The following is a 19,199-nucleotide window of genomic DNA, read 5'->3' as shown; positions in this document are numbered from 1 at the left end:
CTCATCTCACCGCGGTTGCGGTTCGGCCTGCTGTCGCCGAACCGGCGCTCACGCCGGCCGCCTTCTCGAGCAGCGTGCGAAGCGGCGCCAGTCTGCGCCGCCAGGTCAGCTCGTCGAGACGGAGCGCGGCGAGGCGGTGCGAGCGAACCGCGGCAGGCTCGCCGAGCAGTTGCAGCACGGCGTCCGCGAAGATGGCCGGGTCGGTCGCGGTGACGCATCCAGGCCGCACGGCGATGGGCAGGCCATCGAGGACGACGGGCGTGACGACGACCGGCAGGCCGGCCGCGAGCGCCTCGAGCACTTTGTTCTGAAGGCCGCGCGCCGTGTGCAGCGGGGCCACCGACACCGCGGCACGCCACAGGTGCGGCGGCACCGCGGTCACCTCACCGACGAGATCGATCGACGGATCGGCGGCCGCCGCACGGCGGATCGCTGGCGTGGCGCGGGCACCGACGATCCGGAAGCGCGCGTCCGGTCGCCTCGCGTGTACGCGCGGCCACACCTCGCGCGCGAACCAGAGCACGCCGCCCTCGTTCGGCTCGTAGTCGAGCACGCCGCAGAAGATGACCGCGGCGTCGCGCTCGAGCGGCGCGGGCGGCCGGAAGGCCTCGAGGTCGACACCGTTCTCCAGCACGGAGATGTCGCCGCCCGGCACGAGCGCGCGCAACGTCTCCGCCTCGCGATCGTTCACGCAGATCGTGCCGCGGGCGCGACGGGTGGCTTCGATCTCGAACGCTCGGAGCGTTCGGGCCTCGCGCCGGTAGATCCAGCCGCGCGGCCCACGCGACCGGCGGGCGAGCGCATCCCACTTCGCGGAGTCCACGTCGACCATGTCGAGGACGAAGGGCGTGCCGGCGAGCGGCGGCGACATCGCGAACCGCGCCATGCTCGAGCAGTAGGCGAGCACGAGGTCGAATGCCGCCGGCGCATCCAGCCTCTCGAGCGTGGGCGCCACGGCGCCGTCCAGCAGCACGTGGGTCAGCGGCCGGCCGGAGGCAAGGCTCATCGCCGCACGCGCACGGTTGGCGATCCGAGGAACCCGCACCGTGACGACACGCGTGGCGTACGGCACCTTCGCGGCCTGCGCCGCCTCGTCGTCGTCGTGCACCAGCGAGCAGAGCGTCACGTCCGCGAATCGGGCCATCTCCTCCATGAGGTGGTACGCGCGAATGCGATCGCCGCGATTGGGCGCGTACGGCAGGCGGTGGGTGAGGAACAAGCAGCGGATCATCGGGGCATTTGCGCCTCGAGACGATTGCGGATGACCTTCGCCGGCACGCCGACGGCGACCGAATGGTCGGGAACGGGACGTGTGACCACGGCCCCCGCGCCGATCACGCAGTGGCAGCCGACGTCGGCCATGATGACGGCGGCGCTGCCGACCCAGGTGCCTTCGCCGATCCGCACCATCGTCCGGCGCTCGGGCTGATCGCGAATCGGGACAACGGCGTCGGTCGTCTCGTGCGTGGCGGCGCCGCTCGGCACGTGGACGCCGGCGGCCAGGAGGACGTCGCGTTCCAGGTGGACGAGGCCCAGATGGCAACGGGGCCCCACGTAGGCTCGATCGTCGATCCGCGCGCCGGTCTGGCTGAAGAGCGTGCCGAAGCCGATCGTGGCGGTGGGGGCACAGTGCGCCAGCGCGCGCGACAGGAACGCGCGCCGAACGTAGATGCCGGCCAGGCCAGGCATCAGGCCGAGCGCTTCCGTCGAGCCTTCGAGCGCGCGGTCCGCGCCCATGACCGCGCGGCGCACGACGAACGACAGGAGGGCCGGCGCGACCGCGACCGCCGCCAGCGCGCGTGCCGCGGCTTTGAGCGCGTCACGCACGGCCGACGTCCACCATGCCTGCCGGTTCGGCCCGCCTCCGCGCCTGCACCAGCTCGTCGTAGATTCGTTCGAGGGTACGCGTGCGTTCGGCGAACGACAGGTCGCGCTCGATGCGCCGGCGCGCGGAGACCACGCGCGCGGCGGCAGCGGCCGGATCGGCCAGCACCTGTTCGACGGCGTGGGCGAGCGCGTGCGTGTCGTGCGGCGGCACGATCAGCGCGTCGACGTCGGGCCGCGCCAGCTCGCGCGTCCCTCCGACGTCAGTCGCGACGATCGGCGTCTCGAGCGCCATGGCCTCGAGCACCGCGTTGGGCGTGCCCTCGTACTCAGATGCCTGGACGAACACGTCGAACGCGTCGTGCAGGCGCGCGATGTCGAGCCGATGGCCGAGGAAGAGGCACGCCGCGTCCACGCCCATGCGGCGCGACTGCGTCTCGAGCGACGCCCGCAGGCTGCCGTCGCCAACGACGACGAGGCGCGTCTCCGGACGCGCGACGTGTACGCGGGCGAACGCCTCGAGCAGCAGGTCGACGCGCTTCTGCCGCTCGAGGCGGCCGACCGTGGCGATGATCCGGTGGTGCGGCTGGAAGCCGAGCGCCGCCCGACGGGCATCGCGCTCGCCCCGCTGGCGCCGGAACGCGTCGGGGTCGATCCCGTTGAGCAACACCGTGATGCGAGCCGGATCGGCGCCGCTCGCGATCAGCCGATCGCGGATGTCGGTCGAGACGGCGATCACCCGAGGCAGGCGGCGGAGCACCTGCCGATCCAGCGGGTAGTACACCCAGCGCTCGCGGGCGCTCTGGCCCGTCCAGCCGTGGGCCGTGCCGATCGGCACGACGTCGAGGCGCCGGCTGAGCAGCCACGCCAGCAGGTTGGTCTTGTAGTCGTGTCCGTGCACGACGTCGATGGCCCGATCGCGGCAGATCGCCGCGAGCGCCGGCCAAATGCGCCGGTCGAACGAGTGCCGCTCGCGGACCTCGACGTACTCGATGTCGAGCCGGCGGGCGCGCTCGTCGATCCCGAACACCCGGTCGCGGTCGTCGCGGATGTAGCAGACGGTGACGCGAAAGCGGCGCGGATCGTGGTGCGCGGCGCCGAGCAGGATCGTCTTCTCGGGCCCGCCGCCGGTGCCGCGGACGCTGCGCAGCTCGAGGACGCGGGTCACGTCGGTCATGCGGCGGCGGCGCTGCGTCGCCGGCGCCGGTAGCTCACGCGGCCGACGACGGCAATCGCCCGTCCGGCTTCATAGGCCGCGGCGACGGCGAGCGCCTTCGGCCAGTCCGCCGACCAGATCGTGCGCAGCATCACGGTGGCGCGAAGCGCCACGAGAACGAGAGGGATCGTGAGGCTGAGCCCCGCGAGTCGCCACCCGGCGGTTGGACCGAGGAGCAGCAGGCCCGCGGCAGCGGTCAGGATGGCGATGAGTCCCAGGACCGGGATCGCGGCGCTGGCCAGCGTGCGCACCGTGCGCGGCGCCCTCAGGCTCACCCGAACGTTGTCGCGCCCCCGCCAGACCTCGCCGTAGAAGACCTGGCGCAGCGTCGCCGGATCGCCGTAGTGCACGTTGCCGAGCCGCGGGTCCGAGACCAGACCGTATCCACGCGCGCGCAGCTTTCGGCACAGGTCGACGTCCTCGCAGGTCTCGAGCGTCGCGTCGAAGCCGCCAACCTCTTCGAACGCACGGCGGCGGACGGCCATGTTGCCGCTGCCGAGCCATTCGACCGGCTCGGCCGTTGCTCGTGGGTGTCGCCGGAGCCGATCGTACAGGCGTTGGACCCACGTGGCGCGCGCCGGCGGACGGCATGGCGCGCCGGCGCCGCCACGGGCCGCGGGAAGCAAGAGCTCGATCGCCGCCGCGATCCAGCCGGGCACGATCTCGTGGTCGGCATCGACGAAGCCGAGCAGGTCGCCGCGAGCGATGGCGGCGGCGCGGTTCCGCAGTTCGGCCACGCGCAGGCCCGGCAGCGACAGCACGGTGGCGCCGGCGCGCCGCGCGACCTCGGCCGAGCCGTCGGTCGAGCCGTTGTCGGCGACCACGATCTCGACGTCGACGCCGGCGGGCGCGGCGGCCCGGATCGACGCCAGACACCGCGCGAGCCGCTCGGCGTCGTTGCGCACCGGCACGACGAACGACACCGCGGGCGCCGGCACTCAGCGCGCTCCGAGCGTCCAGAGCGGGTCCATCAGGACCGGCTCGACGTTGAACAGGTCGTAGAGCACGGGAATGGACGTGAACATCAGCAGCACGAACACGAGCGTGCAGATGACCATGTAGGCGAAGAAGCCGCGCTGCCGGTAGAGCTTCTCAGGGTTCTGCACCGGGCTGTCGGGCAGCATGCCGATGTGCATGTAGTAGGCGAACAGCCCGGCGACGAACGGCGCGAACAGGATCAGCTCGAGGTGATAGCGCACGATGAAGATGCCGCCGAAGAGCGCGCACGCCGTCGAGTAGAACACCAGGCTCACGAGCAGCCGCTCCTCGGTGTAGTACTCGAACGAGCCCCGGTAGGCCGCCGCAACCCGCGGATCGCCGATGTGCCGGTACTCGGCGTACCGCTTCATCGCCATGAAGAACGCGCCGATCATCCAGTACGAGATCACGAGCGACAGCGGCGGCACGCGCGTCGTGAGGAGCGCGAACCAGCCGAGCAGCAGCCGGATCGGGTTGTTGACCGACTCGCTCAGCACGTCGAGGTACGGCCACTCCTTGGTGCGGAGCGGCCGCACGTTATAGGCGATGCCCATCACCCAGAGGAAGACGGCCGACGCGAAGAAGTACGGGTTCAGCGCCCAGGCCAGGCCGAAGCCCGCCGCGGCCAGCAGCAGCCACTCGGCGTAGGCGATTGGCGCCTTGACCAGCCCGGACGGCACCGGCCGATCCTTCTTGACCGGGTGCAGCCGATCGTGTGGCGCGTCGAGCAGCTCGTTGAGCACGTAGTTGCTCGAGGCGACGAGGCACGTGGCGAGGACGGCGATGCCGAGCGGCGCCACGCTCGACACGTTCGCGACGTCAGGTTGATAGAACACCGCCAGGATGACCCCGAGCAGCATGAACGCGTTCTTGAACCAGTGGTCCACACGCGCGATCTGGACGTAGGGCCAGATGCCGGCGGAGACGCGCACGTCACTGACGCTCGAGCTCACGGCACAGCCTTTCGAAGGAGGGCACGACGCGATAGGAGGCGCCCTGTGGCTCCTGTCGGCCCACGATGACGCACCGCATGCCGGCGGCCGCGGCGCCCTCGGCATCCACCTCCGGGCGATCGCCGACGTAGAGCACCTCGCTCGGCGCCAGCCCCCAGACCTCGCAGGCTCGCTCGAAGCCCCGCGGGTGCGGTTTGAACACGCCGACCTCCGGATCGGCAGCCGTCAATACAGGGGAGAATCGACCTGCTAGCCCAAGTGCCCGAATCTTTGACTCTGCAGGGTAATCCGACAGGATCCCTGTGCGGATGCCGCGGCTTTCCAGCAGGTCGAGGAGACGCGTGAGCCCTCCCGCACGGCACCAGCGCAGATACTTCAAGGGACGCCTCATCATCCACTCATCGACCAGCGCGGAGACCTCTGCAACCGTCAGGCCGGAGGCGGCGGCTGCTGCTTCCAGTTGAGCGGTTGGCCCAGCGGCTTGCCCGGCATTGCGCAACGTTTCCTGGGCCTTGCGGAACGCGCGCAGGGCCTGCAGGCGTTTCCCAGCCAGCCTGAAGCCCGTCAACGGCAGGGTCGTCAGCTCGGCGGCCATCAAGAGCCGCAGCGGACGCTGGGCGTAGAGCGTGCCGTCGAGGTCGAAGAGGACGGCGCGAACGTTCACGAAGTCTTCCTCTCTGGCGACTTTGTGCCGCAGGAGATCGGCGTAACCCGATCCTCCGAGGGCCGATCGTAGATCGGATCCTGTTGCAGCCGGCGGCCGCCGCATGGACGGGCGGGCTGCCGCTACAATGAAGCCCGTTCATGTCGGGCCTCGCGGCGGTCGCCGCTGATCCCTCACGCGCCGGTGGGCTCCCGATCGGGCGGATGCTCGACCGGATGGCGCATTACCCCTGGCTGGAGCCGCTGTCGCGGCCGGTCGCGGATGGCGTGGCGGTCGGCCTCGTCACCTTGCCGCACATGGCGCCGTCGGCCTGCGTTGCCAGCGCCGATGGCCGGCGCTACGCGGTGATTCACGGCGAGATATTCGCGAGCGACGCCGAACGGCGCCGGCTCGCCGGCACGGAGGATGCGCGGAGCGTCCGGTCCGACGCCGCGCTGCTGCTCGCGGGCTGGATGGCCGGCGGCGACGCGTTTCTCGCGTCGCTCAACGGCGAGTTCGCCGCCGTGGTCTGGGACGGCTCGCGCGGCGAGCTCCTCGTCGTCACGGATCGATTCGGCCTGCGGCCCGTGTACGTGGCCACGTCCGACGCGGGCTTCGCCGCGGCGTCGGAGATCAAAGCCGTGCTCGAGCTGCCGGGCGTCGACACGGCATGGTCCGAGGCTGGCGTCGCGCAGTTCTTCAGCTTCGGTCACTTCATCGCCGACGATACGTTGTTCGCCGGCGTCCGCGCAGTGCCGGCGGCCACGATTGCGACGTACCGGACGAGCGACGGCCAGTACGCGGAACGGGCGTACTGGACGCTCCGCCCGGGTGTCGTCAACGGGTCGCCCGCGGATCTCACGCGTGCCCTGGACGATCGGCTCACGGAGGCCGTGGCGCGGCGAGCCCAGCCGGGCGAGCACCTCGGGCTCTCGCTGTCGGGCGGCCTCGACGCGCGAACGATCCTCGGGCTCATGCCGGCCGGTCTGGATCTGAAGACGGTCAGCCTCGGCATCGACGGCAGCCTCGATCACCGGAGCGCCTCCCGCCTGGCCGCGCTGTCGGGCGTCGCGCACCGCGCGTTCGTGCTCGACGCGGACTTCCTGTCGACGTTCGAACCCAACCTGCGCGAGATGGTGCGGCTCACCGACGGCCACTACCTCGACCAGGGCATCGTCATGCCGACCATGGCGGTGTACCGCGAGCTCGGCATCGACTACCTCCTGCGCGGGCATGGCGGCGAGCTGCTGCACATGACGAAGGCGTACGCGTTTTCGGTGGACCCTGCGGCGCTGCGGGCGGACGACGCGGGCATTCGCGACTGGCTGTTCACGCATCTCACGGCATACATGCTCGGTGCCGTGCCGCCCGATCTCTTCACGTTCGACGTGCGCGATCGTGCCCGCCAGTCCCTCGACGAGGCGTTGGCGCGGTGCGGCCCGGTCGCGCGGCCGGTCGATCGCGTGTGGCGGCTCTTCCTGCGGGAGCGGCTGCACCGCGAGACGCCGCTCTCGATGCACACGTTCGGCTGCTTCGCGACGGTGCGGCAGCCGTTCATGGACAACGACGTGATCGACGTGCTGTTCTCCATGCCGCCGGAGCTGAAGCTCGACGATGCGCTGCAGGCGGCGATCCTGGCGCATCGGCGGCCGGCGTTCCTGACGGTGACGAACGCGAACACCGGCGCGCGCGTCGGCGCCGGACGATTGGTGACCGAGGCGGCGCGGTTCCGGATGCGCGTGTTCGCCAAGCTCGGGGTCAAGGGCTACCAGCCCTACGAGCGGCTGGGCCTGTGGCTCCGGCGCGAGCTGCGTCCCCTCGTGGAATCGACGCTCACCGGCGGGCCGCTCATGGAGAGCGGCATCGTGCGGCCCGACGTGCTCCGGCGCGTCGTGCGGCAGCACGTGGACCAGGAGGCGAACCACACGTTCCTCCTGATGGCGCTCATGATCTTCGGGATGGGCATGGGATCGGCGGCGAAATAGTCTGCCTAGAAGGTGACATCCCTGCGTTCGCCGGCGTACCGCCTCGAAGGGCCGCAGGATTACCGGCTGATTCCACCGCCCCGGGATGGCGATTGCCTCCAGTAGCCGTGGTACGAGCTGTGCGACGTGATCAGGAGAGCATGCAGCGGTCAAGAGGAGCACGTTGAGCGCGGATTCGTCTGTCTCTGTCATCGTCGCCACCCGCAACCGCCATGGTCTCCTGCAGCAGGCGCTCGCCGGGATTACGAGCCAGACGCACACGGCCATGGAGTTGCTCGTCGTCGACGACGGTTCGGGCGCCGACACGTTGGCCGCCTATGACGACATCGGTCGAGCGACCGGTGGCCGGGTGCAATGGATCCTGCGAGAGCATCCGGGGGCGCTCGGCACGGGGCCGGCGGCGACGCGCAACCGAGGCATTCGCGCCGCGGGCGGCGCGTTCGTGGCCTTCTGCGACGACGACGACCGCTGGATCCGAGCCGATCATCTCTCGACAGCCGTGCGTGCGCTCGAGCAGACCGGGGCTGACTTCTACTTCTGCAATCTCGTGGCGTCGCGCGATGGCCAGCCCACGGACTACGTCTGGTTCCCGGATGCCGGCCGGCTCAGCGGTGGTCGTTCCGTGGACGGGTTCCCGGATGTGTATGCCGTGGATCTTCCGGCGGTCCTCGACGTCGTGGCGAGCCGCGTGATCCACCCGGACTGTTGGGTCGTGCGGCGCTCGCTGCTCGAGGCGGCTGGGGGGTTCTGGGAGCGCGTCTGGTTCTCCGAGGACTACGAGTTGATGATGCGCCTGCTCGATCGCGCGTCAGGGATCCTGTTCCGATCAACGCCCTGCGTGGACTACCGGCTTCCGGCCGGAGACGCGCACTCGCTGCGTTCATCGGAGCTCGACACGCTGCTGCAGGAGGTCATGGCGATGCAGCACCTGCGGCTGACGTGCCGATCGCGCGTCGTGCGGCGCCACGCGCGCGCTCGCGAGGCCTGGGGACTACGACAGCTCGCAAGGAGCTTGCGGCGTGATGGCCGTGCGGCCGAAGGCCGGAGCTTCGCCTGGCAGGGGCTGTGTACGTTTCCGACGCTGGGCGCGGTCAGACAGTGTCTGTTCGAGTGACGTGACGCTCGAGCGATGGCACACGACGCGGTCTGTTCGTGGGTGAGATGCAGGTTCGGTGCTCACGCCGTGCGGCTGGAGTCCGCTTGATTCGATGACGACGATCCTGACGCTGTGTTCGGCGAGCTATCTCGCGCATGCGAAGACGCTCGCTCAGTCCGTTCGCGAGCACATGCCCACCTGTTCGATCGTCATTGGTCTCGTCGACAACCTCCCGGGCGACTTCGACGCCTCATATCTCGAGAGCTTCGAGCTCTTGCCGGTCGAGCAACTCGGCCTGCCGGAGTTGGCCGGCATGCGCGCCCGCTACGACATCGTCGAACTGATTTGCGCGATGAAGCCCTTCTTCGTCGAGCACCTCTATCGGCGCGATCGGCGCGTGGACACGGTCCTGTATCTCGATGCGGACATGCTCGTGCTGAGCAGCCTCGCTCCGCTGGCCGATCGCTTGCGCGAGCACGATCTGATGTTGACGCCGCACAGCTGCACGATGAGCGGTCATGGGCCGGTCAACGTCCACTATGAGCGGGCGATGCTGCGCACCGGTGTGTTCAACCTGGGCTTCCTCGGTACTCGTCGCACCGAGCACACGAGCGCCTTCCTCCAGTGGTGGCAGAAGCGGTTGGTCGAGTACTGCTATGCGCGCTTCAGGGACGGGCTCTTCGTCGATCAGCTCTGGGCGGTCTTGGCACCCGCGTACGTTCCGCGGGTCCTCGTCGAGCGCGACCCTGGCTGCAACATGGCGTACTGGAACCTGTTCGAACGCAGGTTGAGCGGGCTCGATGGGCGCTACGTTGTCAACGGAACGCATCCTCTGCTCTTCTATCACTTCAGTCACTACAATCCGGACGTGCCCGACGCCATCACGACACGGCCGGAGCAGCCCGTCCCCATGCTCGCCGAGCGGCCGGACCTCGTGCCGCTGTTCCAGCAATACCAGGACAGGCTCGTTCGAAACGACTATCGCGGTGTTCGCAGATTCAAGAGCCAGTTCGCGGCGCCGCCGGACGCGCTCACCGTACGCTCCGGCGTCGGATCGAGCAGCAAGGCTGCTGCTGCGAGGGTCATCAAGGCTGGACTTCGAATGATGCCGGGCGTCGCGCGACGAACGCTCGCCCGAGCCGCCGAGCTCGTCGTGGCGGGCGCGTCCGACAACCGTTAGGCGTCACGTGATCAACGGCAGGACCAGATGAGTGCACAGCAGCGGATCTACATTGCCGGGTGCGGCGGCATGCTCGGCGAAGGCTTCTATCGAGTCTACGGCGGAGAGCACGAGCTCAGATGCACGGACAAGGACGTGAACGAGCCGTGGTTGTCGTTTCTCGATTTCCGCGACTATGAAGCCTACCGGCTCGACGTCGAGCGGTTCAATCCCAGCGTGCTCTTTCACCTGGGCGCTCACACGAGCCTCGAGCTGTGCGAACGCGATCCAGACGACGCGTATGCCACGAACACGCTGGCGGTCGAGAATGCGGTGCACATCGCCAACGACCTCGGCATCCCGTTGCTCTACATCTCGACGGCTGGCATCTTCGACGGTTTGAAAGAGACCTACGACGACTGGGACATTCCGAGCCCGCTCGGCCATTACGCGCGGTCGAAGTTCATGGGCGAGCGATATGTCGTCGAGAACTGCCGGCACTACCTCGTGTGCCGAGCCGGCTGGATGATGGGTGGTGGTCCGAGGAAGGACAAGAAGTTCGTTCAGAAGATCATGGCTCAGCTCAAGGAGGGCCGGCGCGAGCTGTTCGTCGTGGACGACAAGTTCGGCACGCCGACCTACACGCACGATTTCGCGCGCAATGTCGGCCTGCTCTTGGACCGGGGGCTGTGGGGCGTCTACAACATGGTCTGCGGCGGGATGACCGGACGGCTGGAAGTGGCACGCGAGATCGTGGCGATCATGGAGCGCGACGCCGTCGTCGAGATCGTTCCCGTGGGATCGGACCATTTCGCGGCCGAGTACTTCGCGCCGCGGCCACCGTCCGAACGCCTCGTCACGAAGAAGCTGGATCTGCGCGGGCTGAACAGGATGCGCGATTGGCGCGTGTGTCTGAGGGAGTATCTGAACGAGTACTATCGCGACTACCTGTGATGCCGGGTAGTCGTCGCGCCGTCCCGCGTCGTGCCGTGTGCGAGCACGGGCTCACGTGCGGCCGAGCGCGAGGCTGACTGCTCGAAGGCCTCCGACCACACCGCCCAGCCGGTGCCATGCCCGCCACGTGACGGTGACGGCCTCCGGCTCGTCGCCCGATTTCGCGAGTTGCAGCATCAGCCGCGGCGAGAGAAGCAGCATGCGCGTGTTCCAAACGAACGTTCTCAGCGCCCACCAGAATGTCGCCGGACGATTCAGGTAGGAGAGCAGGGCATCGCTCACGCCGCCCCAATACGCACGTTCCTCGAGCCAGGATCGGGTCAACCGTGTGGCCGCCACATGATGGAGTACCCGAATCCGAGGATCGTAGAAGACCGGCAGTCCGACGCGTTCGAACTGCAGTTGAATGAGGACGTCACCTCCCGACAAGAGATTGTCTCCGACGCGATCGAGCCAAGGGTGGAATCCACCCACCCGTTCGATGTCGGCCTTCCTGAATGCCATGTTCGCTCCGGCGAGCTTCTGCCGATGCACGATGTCCGTGAGGAACACCGGTTCAGGAGCGTGTTCGACCACGGTCAGCAGATCGAGGAGTGGACCCCGCAGCCACGATGGCGGTGGAGTCTCGTAGATTGGCTGGACGGGACCACCGACGCACGAAGGGGCCGGCACCGTCTGCTCGAATACCTCCACGATACGCTGGACCCAATCGCGCCCCGGAATGGCATCGTCGTCCAGGTACGCCACCAAGTGGCTGCGGGCGGCGTGCCAGCCGGCGTTTCGCGCAATGTTGAGACCGACGCGCGTCTCCAGAATGCAGCGGACATCGAGCCCGCGGCCCGCGAACGCCATCGCTCGGGCCTGCGTGTCGTCGGTGGAGCCGTTGTCGACGACGATCACTTCGAAATCGTGACTCGCCACCGTCTGGTTCACGAGCGCCGCCAGCGCTTTGACCAGCAGGTCGACGCGATTGCGAGTCGCAATGATGACGGAGAGCTTAGGTTCCGTGATTGACATGCTCGTCTTCAGCGAAGTCACGAGGCGCGTTCGTCCGCCTCGACCGCGGCACGTCGTCGAGTGGCCGAGCGCGTAGCCAGATCATCTCGGGGTCAGCCGCACGTGACCCTCTCGAAACACGAGATACCGGCTGGCGATGAAGTTGAACCCGGTCCCGAGCGCGATCCCCACGAGGGCCGCCAGTTGCGGATGCCCCGGGGTGAAACGCGCGAGCGTGATCATCGTGCCGAGGTAGTTGACGATGGCGCCGAGCGAGGACGCGCCCACGAACCGCGCGAGCTGCCTCGGCCACGCGGCCGATCGAGCGCCCGCGAAGCTGAACCGCCGGTTCAGCACGAAGTTGAAGACCATGGCGCCGAGGATCGCGGCGGCCACGGCGCCCTGTGTCGGCAGCCCCACACGGAGCAGGGCCGTCAGAATTCCGAGGTTCACCGCGGTCCCGAGCGCGCCCACGATCAGGAACTGCGTCAACTGCGTCCAGACGCCGAACTTGAAGATGTAGAGCCGCCGCAGGTGCTGCAGGAACAGCAGTTGCTGCCGCAGCGTGAGCTTGCTCTCGCCGAACCGGCGATCGTCGAAGTGGATCGGCACCTCGACGACGCGCTCGCAGGCGCACTTGACCATCAGCTCCAGGCCGATCTTGTAGCCCACCGGCGCGTAGCCTCGGCCACCCTCGAACGTCGTCCGCCTGAGCGCGAAGAAGCCCGACATCGGGTCCTTGACCGTCGTCAGCGGCCGCGCCAGCAGCGTCGCCACCCGGCTGTTCAGCCAGCGCAGGAATCCCCAGTCGTCGGCCGTCGAGCCGCCATCGACGTAGCGCGATCCGAGAACGAAGTCCGCACCGTCCGCGAGCTTGTCGAGCATCCTCGGGATGGCGCTCGCCGGATGGCTGAGGTCGGCGTCCATGCAGACGAGCACGTCGCCGCGCGCCTGCTGCAGACCGTCGAGCACCGCCGCGCTGAGCCCCCGGTCGCGCGTCCGCACGATCAGCCGGATCCACGGCTCGGGCCGCGCGGCCAGGATCTCCACCGTGCCGTCCCGGCTGTCGTCGTCCACGACGAGCACGTCGAGCGCGAGACCTTCCGCCGCGCGCACGTCGGCCAGCCGGTCGAGAACGTGGGGAAGGTTCGCCGCTTCCCGATACGTGGGAATGACGACCGTGACCGATGAACTCGTGGCGGCGTCGAGCCGACGACGGGACATGGCTCCCTGAGCGCTCATCGCCGGATGTGGCAGCACGGAGGATGGCACGGCGTGACCATGACAGCAAGCGACGCACCGCTGCAGGAGTCGCCATGGCAACACGATAAACTGTGATGTTGCAAGGGGTTGCGACCGGTCATCACGCCTGGCTGAACTCGACGGGGCTGGATGTCGGCTCCAGGGAAGACTTTATGGACGCGCCACCCCGAGCAGCGTCATCGTGCTCGTGAGCAACGGCATCACGGCGCCGGTCAGCGGCATCAGGCCTCTCAACAGCACATGAAGAGAGGCCAGCAGCGTCGTCAGGGCGCCGAGCAGGGCCATCACGGCGCCGAGCGAGCCCGTGACGGTGCCGAGCAGGGCCTTCGCGGTCCAGAGCCGGGCCCTCACGATGCCGAGCGGGGCCCTCACGGCCGAGAGCCGGGCCGCCACCGCGGCGAGGAGGCCCCTCACAGAGGCGAACAGGAGCCTCACCGCGCCGAGCAGCGCGCTCACGGTCACGGGCAGAGCCCTCGCAGCCCCGGGCAGAGCCCGCACAACCTCGAGCAAGCGCATCACCATGTCGAGCAGGGCGCTCACGGTTCGCGCATGGCCATCACGGCACTCAGCAGCGCGTCGCGGACACCGGACGGGTCGTCGCGCGAGCGCGGTGCACGCGGTCAGGGTGCCTCAGCCGGACCCACGCGGTACACCCGCAGCACGTGTGAGAACTGATCGAACCGGCGGCGCGAGATTTCGGCTAGCAGGTCGATACGCCGGCCCGGCACGGACGGCTGCGGCATCCACGCGTTGGACCGCGCGACGAGGAAGAACGATTCGACCGGCGGCGTCGTGACCTTCGTGCGCACGGCGAGCCGCTGCCGGAGCTCGGCCGGCAAGTAGTACGAGATCGTCTCGGCGTCGTCGGAGAGAATCGGCGCCTCGACGTGCTGCGCCCGGATCACCTCGGCCGCGCGCCGGTAGTCGTGCCGCGAGCCGTCCGCCAGATGGCTGAGAATCGACGGCGCGAGCATCAGCCCGACCGCGGCATACCACGCCGCGGCAGTCGCGCCGCCGCCGAGCCGCTCGGCGACGACAGCCATGGCGTACGCCGCCAGCATCCACAGCGCCGGCAGGTAGAAGAGAAAATACCGCGGGTTCCAGCTCATCGACCCGGCCGTCAGTTGAAACAGGCAGAAGCTGCCGGCCAGGACGGCCGCACTCCACGGGATGAGCGCCGGCGTGTCGCGGCGAGACAGGCCGAGCCAGGCGCCGAGCAACCCGAGCGCCAGCGCCGGCGTACCGGCGTGCGCGACGAACGACACGAGCACGGGCGTCGGGTTTCCCGTGCTGTGCCATCCGAGCATCAGCGGCCGGACGTAGGCGACGTAGATCCCTGCGGCCACGACGGCCGCCGCCGCGGAGCGCACCACCACGGTGCGCGGCACGCGTCGAAGAACGAACAGGGGCAACGCCGCGAGGAACCCGAGCCCGAACACCGGCACGGTGATGTTGTGGGCGAGCACCGTCAGCCCGGCGAGCACGACGACGGCCGCGACGATGCCGGGCCTCCCGCCCGGCCACCAGATCAGGACCTGTGTCAGCAGCAGCAGAAGCAGCGGCAGGCCGTAGAAACGATCCACTTGCTGGAGATAGATGAACGGCTGGCTTCCGAGCAGCACGATCGCCGCCGCCGCGGCGAACCACGGTCCTCGCCACCGCCAGGCGACCGTGAGCAGCAGCAGCGTCGTGAGCAGGCCGCAAACGACCGACGGCAGCCGGTATCCGGCTTCCGATTGCGGCATCCATCGCATGGCTGCCCGCTGGAAGCCGTACCAGACCGGCACGGCTCTGGGTAGACGGCCGATTTGCGTGGCCGGCACCGAGAAGAACTGCTCGGCGCCGATGTGAAGGATCCCCAGCTCCACCAGGGACGGCACTTCATCGTCAGCCATCGGCCACGACCGCATGCCATAGGTTTGGAGCACGATGGCGATCGTCATGACGATCGCGAACAGGCCCACGGTGTAGCGGCGAGCACGCGCTACAGCCACTGCTGCACCAGGGCGCGGATGCGTTCGCCGTCGACGACGATGATCTGACGCACCCAAATACCGACGAGAAGGATCGAAGTCAGACCGGCGCCGAGCGCGGCAGATGCTCGGACCGAAGTCTGGCGTGACCGAAGCGACGTGACGGCCGCCGCGCCGTAGATCGCCAGCACGGGGACGAGCGGGTCGTGATAGCGCGGATGGCCGAACACCACGCTGTGGATGCCGGCGACCACCACGATCGGCGTGAGCAGCGCGATGTGAAACCGCCAGGCGGGCGGCACGAGCCAGATCCCGGCTGCGCCGGCCAGCATGACCAGCGCGGATCCGGCGATCGAGACCAGTGCGCCGATCAGGAAGAACCAGCTCGGCACACGGTAGAGCCCCTGCTGCACACCGGCCACGAACGATCGGTCGAGCCCCCAGAAGTCCGAGGACTTGATCGCGGCACGGCGAAGGAACGTGCCAGGGTGCGCGCGAATGTACTCGAGCGCCTTGCGCTGCGCCCACTTGTCCTTCATGCCCTCGGTGAAGCCCGCCGAAGGGACGAGGCCGGCCGTCTGTTCTTCGGAGAGCAGGTGCACCCAGCTCCGCTCACCCTGCACGGAGACGGCGTCCCACATCCGATCTTCCGGCGTGTGCTCGTAGTTGCCCATCCGCAGGTTCATGCCGCTCATCGTATCGACGACCGTGGGCACGCCCTGCAGCCGGGTGTTCCGCCAGGCCCATGGCGCGACGACGAGCGCGTATCCGGCGAAGACGAGCGCGGCCGTACCCACCTTGAGGCGCCACGGCGCGTTGAGGAGCACGAGCAGCAGCGGGCAGAAGAGCAGCGGCACCGGCCAGAGCACGCTGCGGGTGAGCGCGCCGAGGCCGAGCAGCAACCCGCACGAGCACGCCAGCCAGACGGATGGCCGCTGCACCAGGCGGACCGTGGCCGAGACCCACGCCGTGAGCAGGAGCGTGAACAGCGACTCGGTCAGCATCGTGACGTTCACGAAGACGAGCGCGGGATAGAGCCACACGACGGCGGCGGCCAGGGCGGCCGTGCGCCGATCGTCGTACAGACGCCGCGCGACGTCGTAGACGAGCCACGCGGTGGCGAACGTCATCAGCGCCTGGAGCGCGCGCACGACCTGGAAGCTGTGGGCGCCAGCGATCGACCAGATGCCGGCCAGCATAGCGGGGTAGAGCGGCGGACGCAGCGACGTGAGCTCGCCGGTCTGCCAGGCGAAGCCACGGCCGGCGGCCAGGCTGTCGGCGAGCTGCACGTACTGGAACTCGTCGGCGATCCGCAGGCCGAGCCCCGACGTCTGCCAGAGGATCGCGAGGCGGAGCGCGGCGCCGGCGACGAGCGCAGCCACGAACCAGCGGCGGGACTGGGCCATCTACTTGCGCACCACGAAGCGATCGAGCACGACGAGGTCCAGGCCGGTGCCGAAGAAGACGCGAATCGCGTCGCGCGGGCTGCAGACCATCGGCTCGAGGAACCCGTTGAACGACGTGTTGACGAGCACCGGGACGCCGGTGATGGCGCCGACCGCGGCGTGCAACCGGCCGAAGCGGCCGGTCGGGTCCTCGTCGTCGACGGTCTGCACGCGGACACGGGTGAGCCCGGCGGGCATGACGTGCCGAAACCGCTCGGGATCGCGCGGCCGGTACTCGTACTCCATGAACGGCGAGGCCGGCGGGCCGTCGAAGTAGGCGGCCGTCTCGGCGATCGGCGCCGACACGCCGTACGCACGATGCCGTGGGCGGTGTTTGAGGAACGTGTTCAGATTGTCGAGCACGTAGGGCGAGAGCGGGCTCGCGAGGATGCTGCGGTGGCCGAGCGCCCGGTGCGCCCATTCCATGCGCCCCTGGAACCAGCCGACGAGCTCGCCGCGCGCGAGCGCGCGGGCGGCGATGTCCACGACGTCCTGCTCGCCGACGTACTCGTACGAGAGCTTGCAGTTGTCGAGCGTCGCTTTGATCTCTTCGGTCGAGTACTGCGGGCCGAGGAACGGCGACACGCGGGCGCAGGTCGACGGGCGCGGCTGGTCGCTCGCGGCCAGCACGGCGCCGATCGACAGCCCGGCGTTGCCGGGATTCGGCGCCGTGAAGACATCGTCGAAGAGCCCGCACTGGCGAAGGCGAGTCGTGAAGTAGGTGTTGTAGAAGAGCCCGCCGCCGATGCAGAGGCGACGGCGCCCCGTCCACTGGCGCACGTCGCCTGCGAGCGCCACGAGCAGATCGCCGAGGTGGCGTTGGAACGACGCCGCCACGCGAGCCCGATGAGCGGGATTGCCCGGGCGCGCATCGAGCCAGGAGGTGATCGTGTCGACCCACGCGTCGGCCGCGACGAGCTCGCCATCGGCGTACTGGAGCAGGCTCGCGAGCGTCGAGCGGTCGTCGCCCTCGTCGAGGCGGGCGAGCGCCTCGAGCTCGTTCAGTTGGCGCGGAGACAGGCCGAAGCGGCCGGCGGCCTGGACGTAGCACGACGCGAAATCCACCGCCCGGGCCTCGTCGATTGCGCGAATGCCGTCGTGGCGCGATGCCGTCCACACGCTGGTGGGGCTGCCAGCGCGCCGGTCGCAGATCAGCACGGCGGCCTCTTCGAACGGCGAGAGGTCGAAGGCCGCGCTGGCGTGAGCCCGATGATGGTCGACGCGGACGAGCGGCCACGACGCCGGCAGCTCGATCTCCGGCTCGGCGACGACACACGCCTCGACGTCGGCGCGTCGGCCGCGCGCCGCGCGCAGCACCGTGTCGACGAGGTCCGCCGGCAGATCGCCGTGCGGAAGGCCGGCGCCACGGATCCGGTTCAGGCGCTCCAGCTCGCAGACGGCGAGTGGATCGGTGCCGGCGCAGACGCCGATGGCCGCGTTGTGCCGCGCGCCGCTCACGCCGAGCGTCAAGGTGCTGCGGGCCGTCATGCCGGCACCGCGGCGGCCACGCGCGGCGAGCGCGCCGGGGAATTCAGAAACCGTTGTTCGACGGTCAGGTAGAAGCCATAGCCGATGACCAGGGCAACCGCGAGGCACGCCGGCACGGTGACGACGAGCGTGGCGGCGTCCGACGTGATGCCGATCTGTCTGGCCGCGTTCGCCACGGCTTTGACGGGGAGCTGATGCACGAGGTACAGGCTGTAGCACATCCGCCCGCACCACGCGAACGGCCGCACGGCGGTCGCGGTGGCCAGCGTCCCGTCCCAGCGCCTAACGGCCAGCAGGACGAGCGCGAAGGCGGCGCCGACGCCGAGCGTGGGCAGCTTATCAGCGGTGGCCAGCGCGACCCACAGGAACATCGCCACGAGGATCGCGCCGAGCGCGACCTCGTGCCGCCCGCGGCCGTAGTTCTGCACGAAGTACACGAAGACGCCGGCGGCGAACGGGAGCCAGTTGCCGTCGAAGAAGAAGCCGTCGATGGGCCAGCCCACCAAGGGCGCGGTGAGCATCACGGCCAGCGTGAAGAGCGTGATGGCGGCGGCGCCGCGCGCGAGCGCGCGCGGGAAGAACAGCAGGAGGCCCATGAGGATATAGAACTGCTCCTCATAGCACAGCGTCCACGCCTGCCCCGGGAAGTGCGCGCGCATGTCGCCCACGACGTGATGCCGCCACGTCTCGGTGAGGGTGAGATTGCCCGCCCACTGCCACGGCGAATACCACCAGGGCCGCGGCTGCATCCAGGGCTCCTGGCTGAGCAGCCGCACCGGCGTGAGGACGTCGGCCACGATGAACACCGCGATCGCCACCGCCATCGCGGCCCAGAGCGGCGGATAGATCCGCTTGAGTCGTCGGGCGAAGTAGGTCCGGATGCCGGTGCCGCGGACGCGGGCACCGTCGGCCGCGGCCGCGATGCAGTAGCCGCTGATCACGAAGAACATCGGCACGCCAATCGAGAACGTGCCCAGCAGCGAGAGGATCGCGCGCGCCGGCGATCCGACCGCGCGCGGCGTGGACGCGAGCTGCAGCAACACCGCGTGGTACATGACCACCGCCAAGCAGGCGATGCCCCGCCACGCATCGAGCGTCTCGTAGCGCGCCGCTCGCGGCGCCCCCACGAGGCCGAGCGTTGCGGTCAGGCCGGGTGCCGGTGCCGCGTATCGGCCGTCCTCACGATATTCGTGCCCCATACGACAAAAGTTGTCGAATCAGCCGAG

16 protein-coding genes are annotated in these 19,199 nt (G+C 69.2%); 4 read left to right on the top strand and 12 right to left on the bottom strand.

From position 1 onward, the window contains the following. Position 1: 1 nt before the first annotated feature. From IT184_09950 to IT184_09930, 5 genes are all read right to left on the bottom strand, one after another. Positions 2-1,231 (bottom strand): TIGR03087 family PEP-CTERM/XrtA system glycosyltransferase, encoded by a 1,230-nt coding sequence (locus IT184_09950; protein ID MCC7009128.1) that lies wholly within the window; start codon positions 1,229-1,231, stop codon positions 2-4. Continuing rightward, positions 1,228-1,737 (bottom strand): acyltransferase, encoded by a 510-nt coding sequence (locus tag IT184_09945; protein ID MCC7009127.1) that lies wholly within the window; start codon positions 1,735-1,737, stop codon positions 1,228-1,230. The genes IT184_09950 and IT184_09945 overlap by 4 nt, the downstream gene beginning before the upstream one ends. An 82-nt stretch (positions 1,738-1,819) precedes the next feature. Continuing rightward, positions 1,820-3,001, bottom strand: coding sequence for a glycosyltransferase (locus tag IT184_09940; protein MCC7009126.1), 1,182 nt, complete (start codon positions 2,999-3,001; stop codon positions 1,820-1,822). Next, entirely contained in the window at positions 2,998-3,978 is a 981-nt protein-coding gene (locus IT184_09935; GenBank protein ID MCC7009125.1) for a glycosyltransferase, read from the bottom strand. The genes IT184_09940 and IT184_09935 overlap by 4 nt, the downstream gene beginning before the upstream one ends. Next, on the bottom strand, positions 3,979-5,076 hold the full coding sequence (locus tag IT184_09930) for a UbiA prenyltransferase family protein (protein ID MCC7009124.1): 1,098 nt from the start codon (positions 5,074-5,076) through the stop codon (positions 3,979-3,981). Between the two features lie 699 nt (positions 5,077-5,775). Between IT184_09930 and IT184_09925 the strand changes: the two genes are divergently transcribed. From IT184_09925 to IT184_09910, 4 genes are all read left to right on the top strand, one after another. Next, positions 5,776-7,599 carry a hypothetical protein gene (locus IT184_09925; protein MCC7009123.1) on the top strand — a complete coding sequence of 608 codons (1,824 nt, stop codon included), beginning with the start codon at positions 5,776-5,778 and terminating at the stop codon, positions 7,597-7,599. Between the two features lie 163 nt (positions 7,600-7,762). Continuing rightward, positions 7,763-8,713, top strand: coding sequence for a glycosyltransferase family 2 protein (locus IT184_09920; protein ID MCC7009122.1), 951 nt, complete (start codon positions 7,763-7,765; stop codon positions 8,711-8,713). Positions 8,714-8,807: 94 nt separating this feature from the next. Then, positions 8,808-9,875, top strand: coding sequence for a glycosyl transferase (locus tag IT184_09915; protein MCC7009121.1), 1,068 nt, complete (start codon positions 8,808-8,810; stop codon positions 9,873-9,875). A gap of 27 nt (positions 9,876-9,902) precedes the next feature. Further along, positions 9,903-10,808 (top strand): sugar nucleotide-binding protein, encoded by a 906-nt coding sequence (locus tag IT184_09910; protein ID MCC7009120.1) that lies wholly within the window; start codon positions 9,903-9,905, stop codon positions 10,806-10,808. 51 nt (positions 10,809-10,859) lie between these two features. On the opposite strand, the gene IT184_09905 is transcribed toward IT184_09910, so the two are convergent. From IT184_09905 to IT184_09875, 7 genes are all read right to left on the bottom strand, one after another. Further along, positions 10,860-11,825 (bottom strand): glycosyltransferase family 2 protein, encoded by a 966-nt coding sequence (locus IT184_09905; GenBank protein ID MCC7009119.1) that lies wholly within the window; start codon positions 11,823-11,825, stop codon positions 10,860-10,862. Between the two features lie 81 nt (positions 11,826-11,906). Beyond that, the gene (locus IT184_09900) at positions 11,907-13,028 is read right to left on the bottom strand and encodes a glycosyltransferase family 2 protein (protein MCC7009118.1); all 1,122 of its coding nucleotides are present in this window, start codon (positions 13,026-13,028) and stop codon (positions 11,907-11,909) included. A gap of 189 nt (positions 13,029-13,217) precedes the next feature. Beyond that, positions 13,218-13,607 (bottom strand): hypothetical protein, encoded by a 390-nt coding sequence (locus tag IT184_09895; protein ID MCC7009117.1) that lies wholly within the window; start codon positions 13,605-13,607, stop codon positions 13,218-13,220. 80 nt (positions 13,608-13,687) lie between these two features. Further along, positions 13,688-15,061 (bottom strand): hypothetical protein, encoded by a 1,374-nt coding sequence (locus tag IT184_09890; GenBank protein MCC7009116.1) that lies wholly within the window; start codon positions 15,059-15,061, stop codon positions 13,688-13,690. Continuing rightward, positions 15,052-16,446 carry a glycosyltransferase family 39 protein gene (locus IT184_09885; GenBank protein ID MCC7009115.1) on the bottom strand — a complete coding sequence of 465 codons (1,395 nt, stop codon included), beginning with the start codon at positions 16,444-16,446 and terminating at the stop codon, positions 15,052-15,054. Before IT184_09885 ends, IT184_09890 begins: the two co-directional genes overlap by 10 nt. Then, positions 16,447-17,973 (bottom strand): hypothetical protein, encoded by a 1,527-nt coding sequence (locus IT184_09880; GenBank protein MCC7009114.1) that lies wholly within the window; start codon positions 17,971-17,973, stop codon positions 16,447-16,449. It abuts the gene before it with no gap. Further along, positions 17,970-19,172 carry an acyltransferase gene (locus IT184_09875; GenBank protein ID MCC7009113.1) on the bottom strand — a complete coding sequence of 401 codons (1,203 nt, stop codon included), beginning with the start codon at positions 19,170-19,172 and terminating at the stop codon, positions 17,970-17,972. Before IT184_09875 ends, IT184_09880 begins: the two co-directional genes overlap by 4 nt. Positions 19,173-19,199 lie beyond the last annotated feature (27 nt).

This window comes from Acidobacteriota bacterium (assembly GCA_020853395.1).
Lineage (GTDB): Bacteria > Acidobacteriota > Vicinamibacteria > Vicinamibacterales > SCN-69-37 > JADYYY01.
The sequence above is the reverse complement of the archived record's forward strand: the minus strand, read 5'-3'. Positions and strand labels throughout refer to the sequence as shown.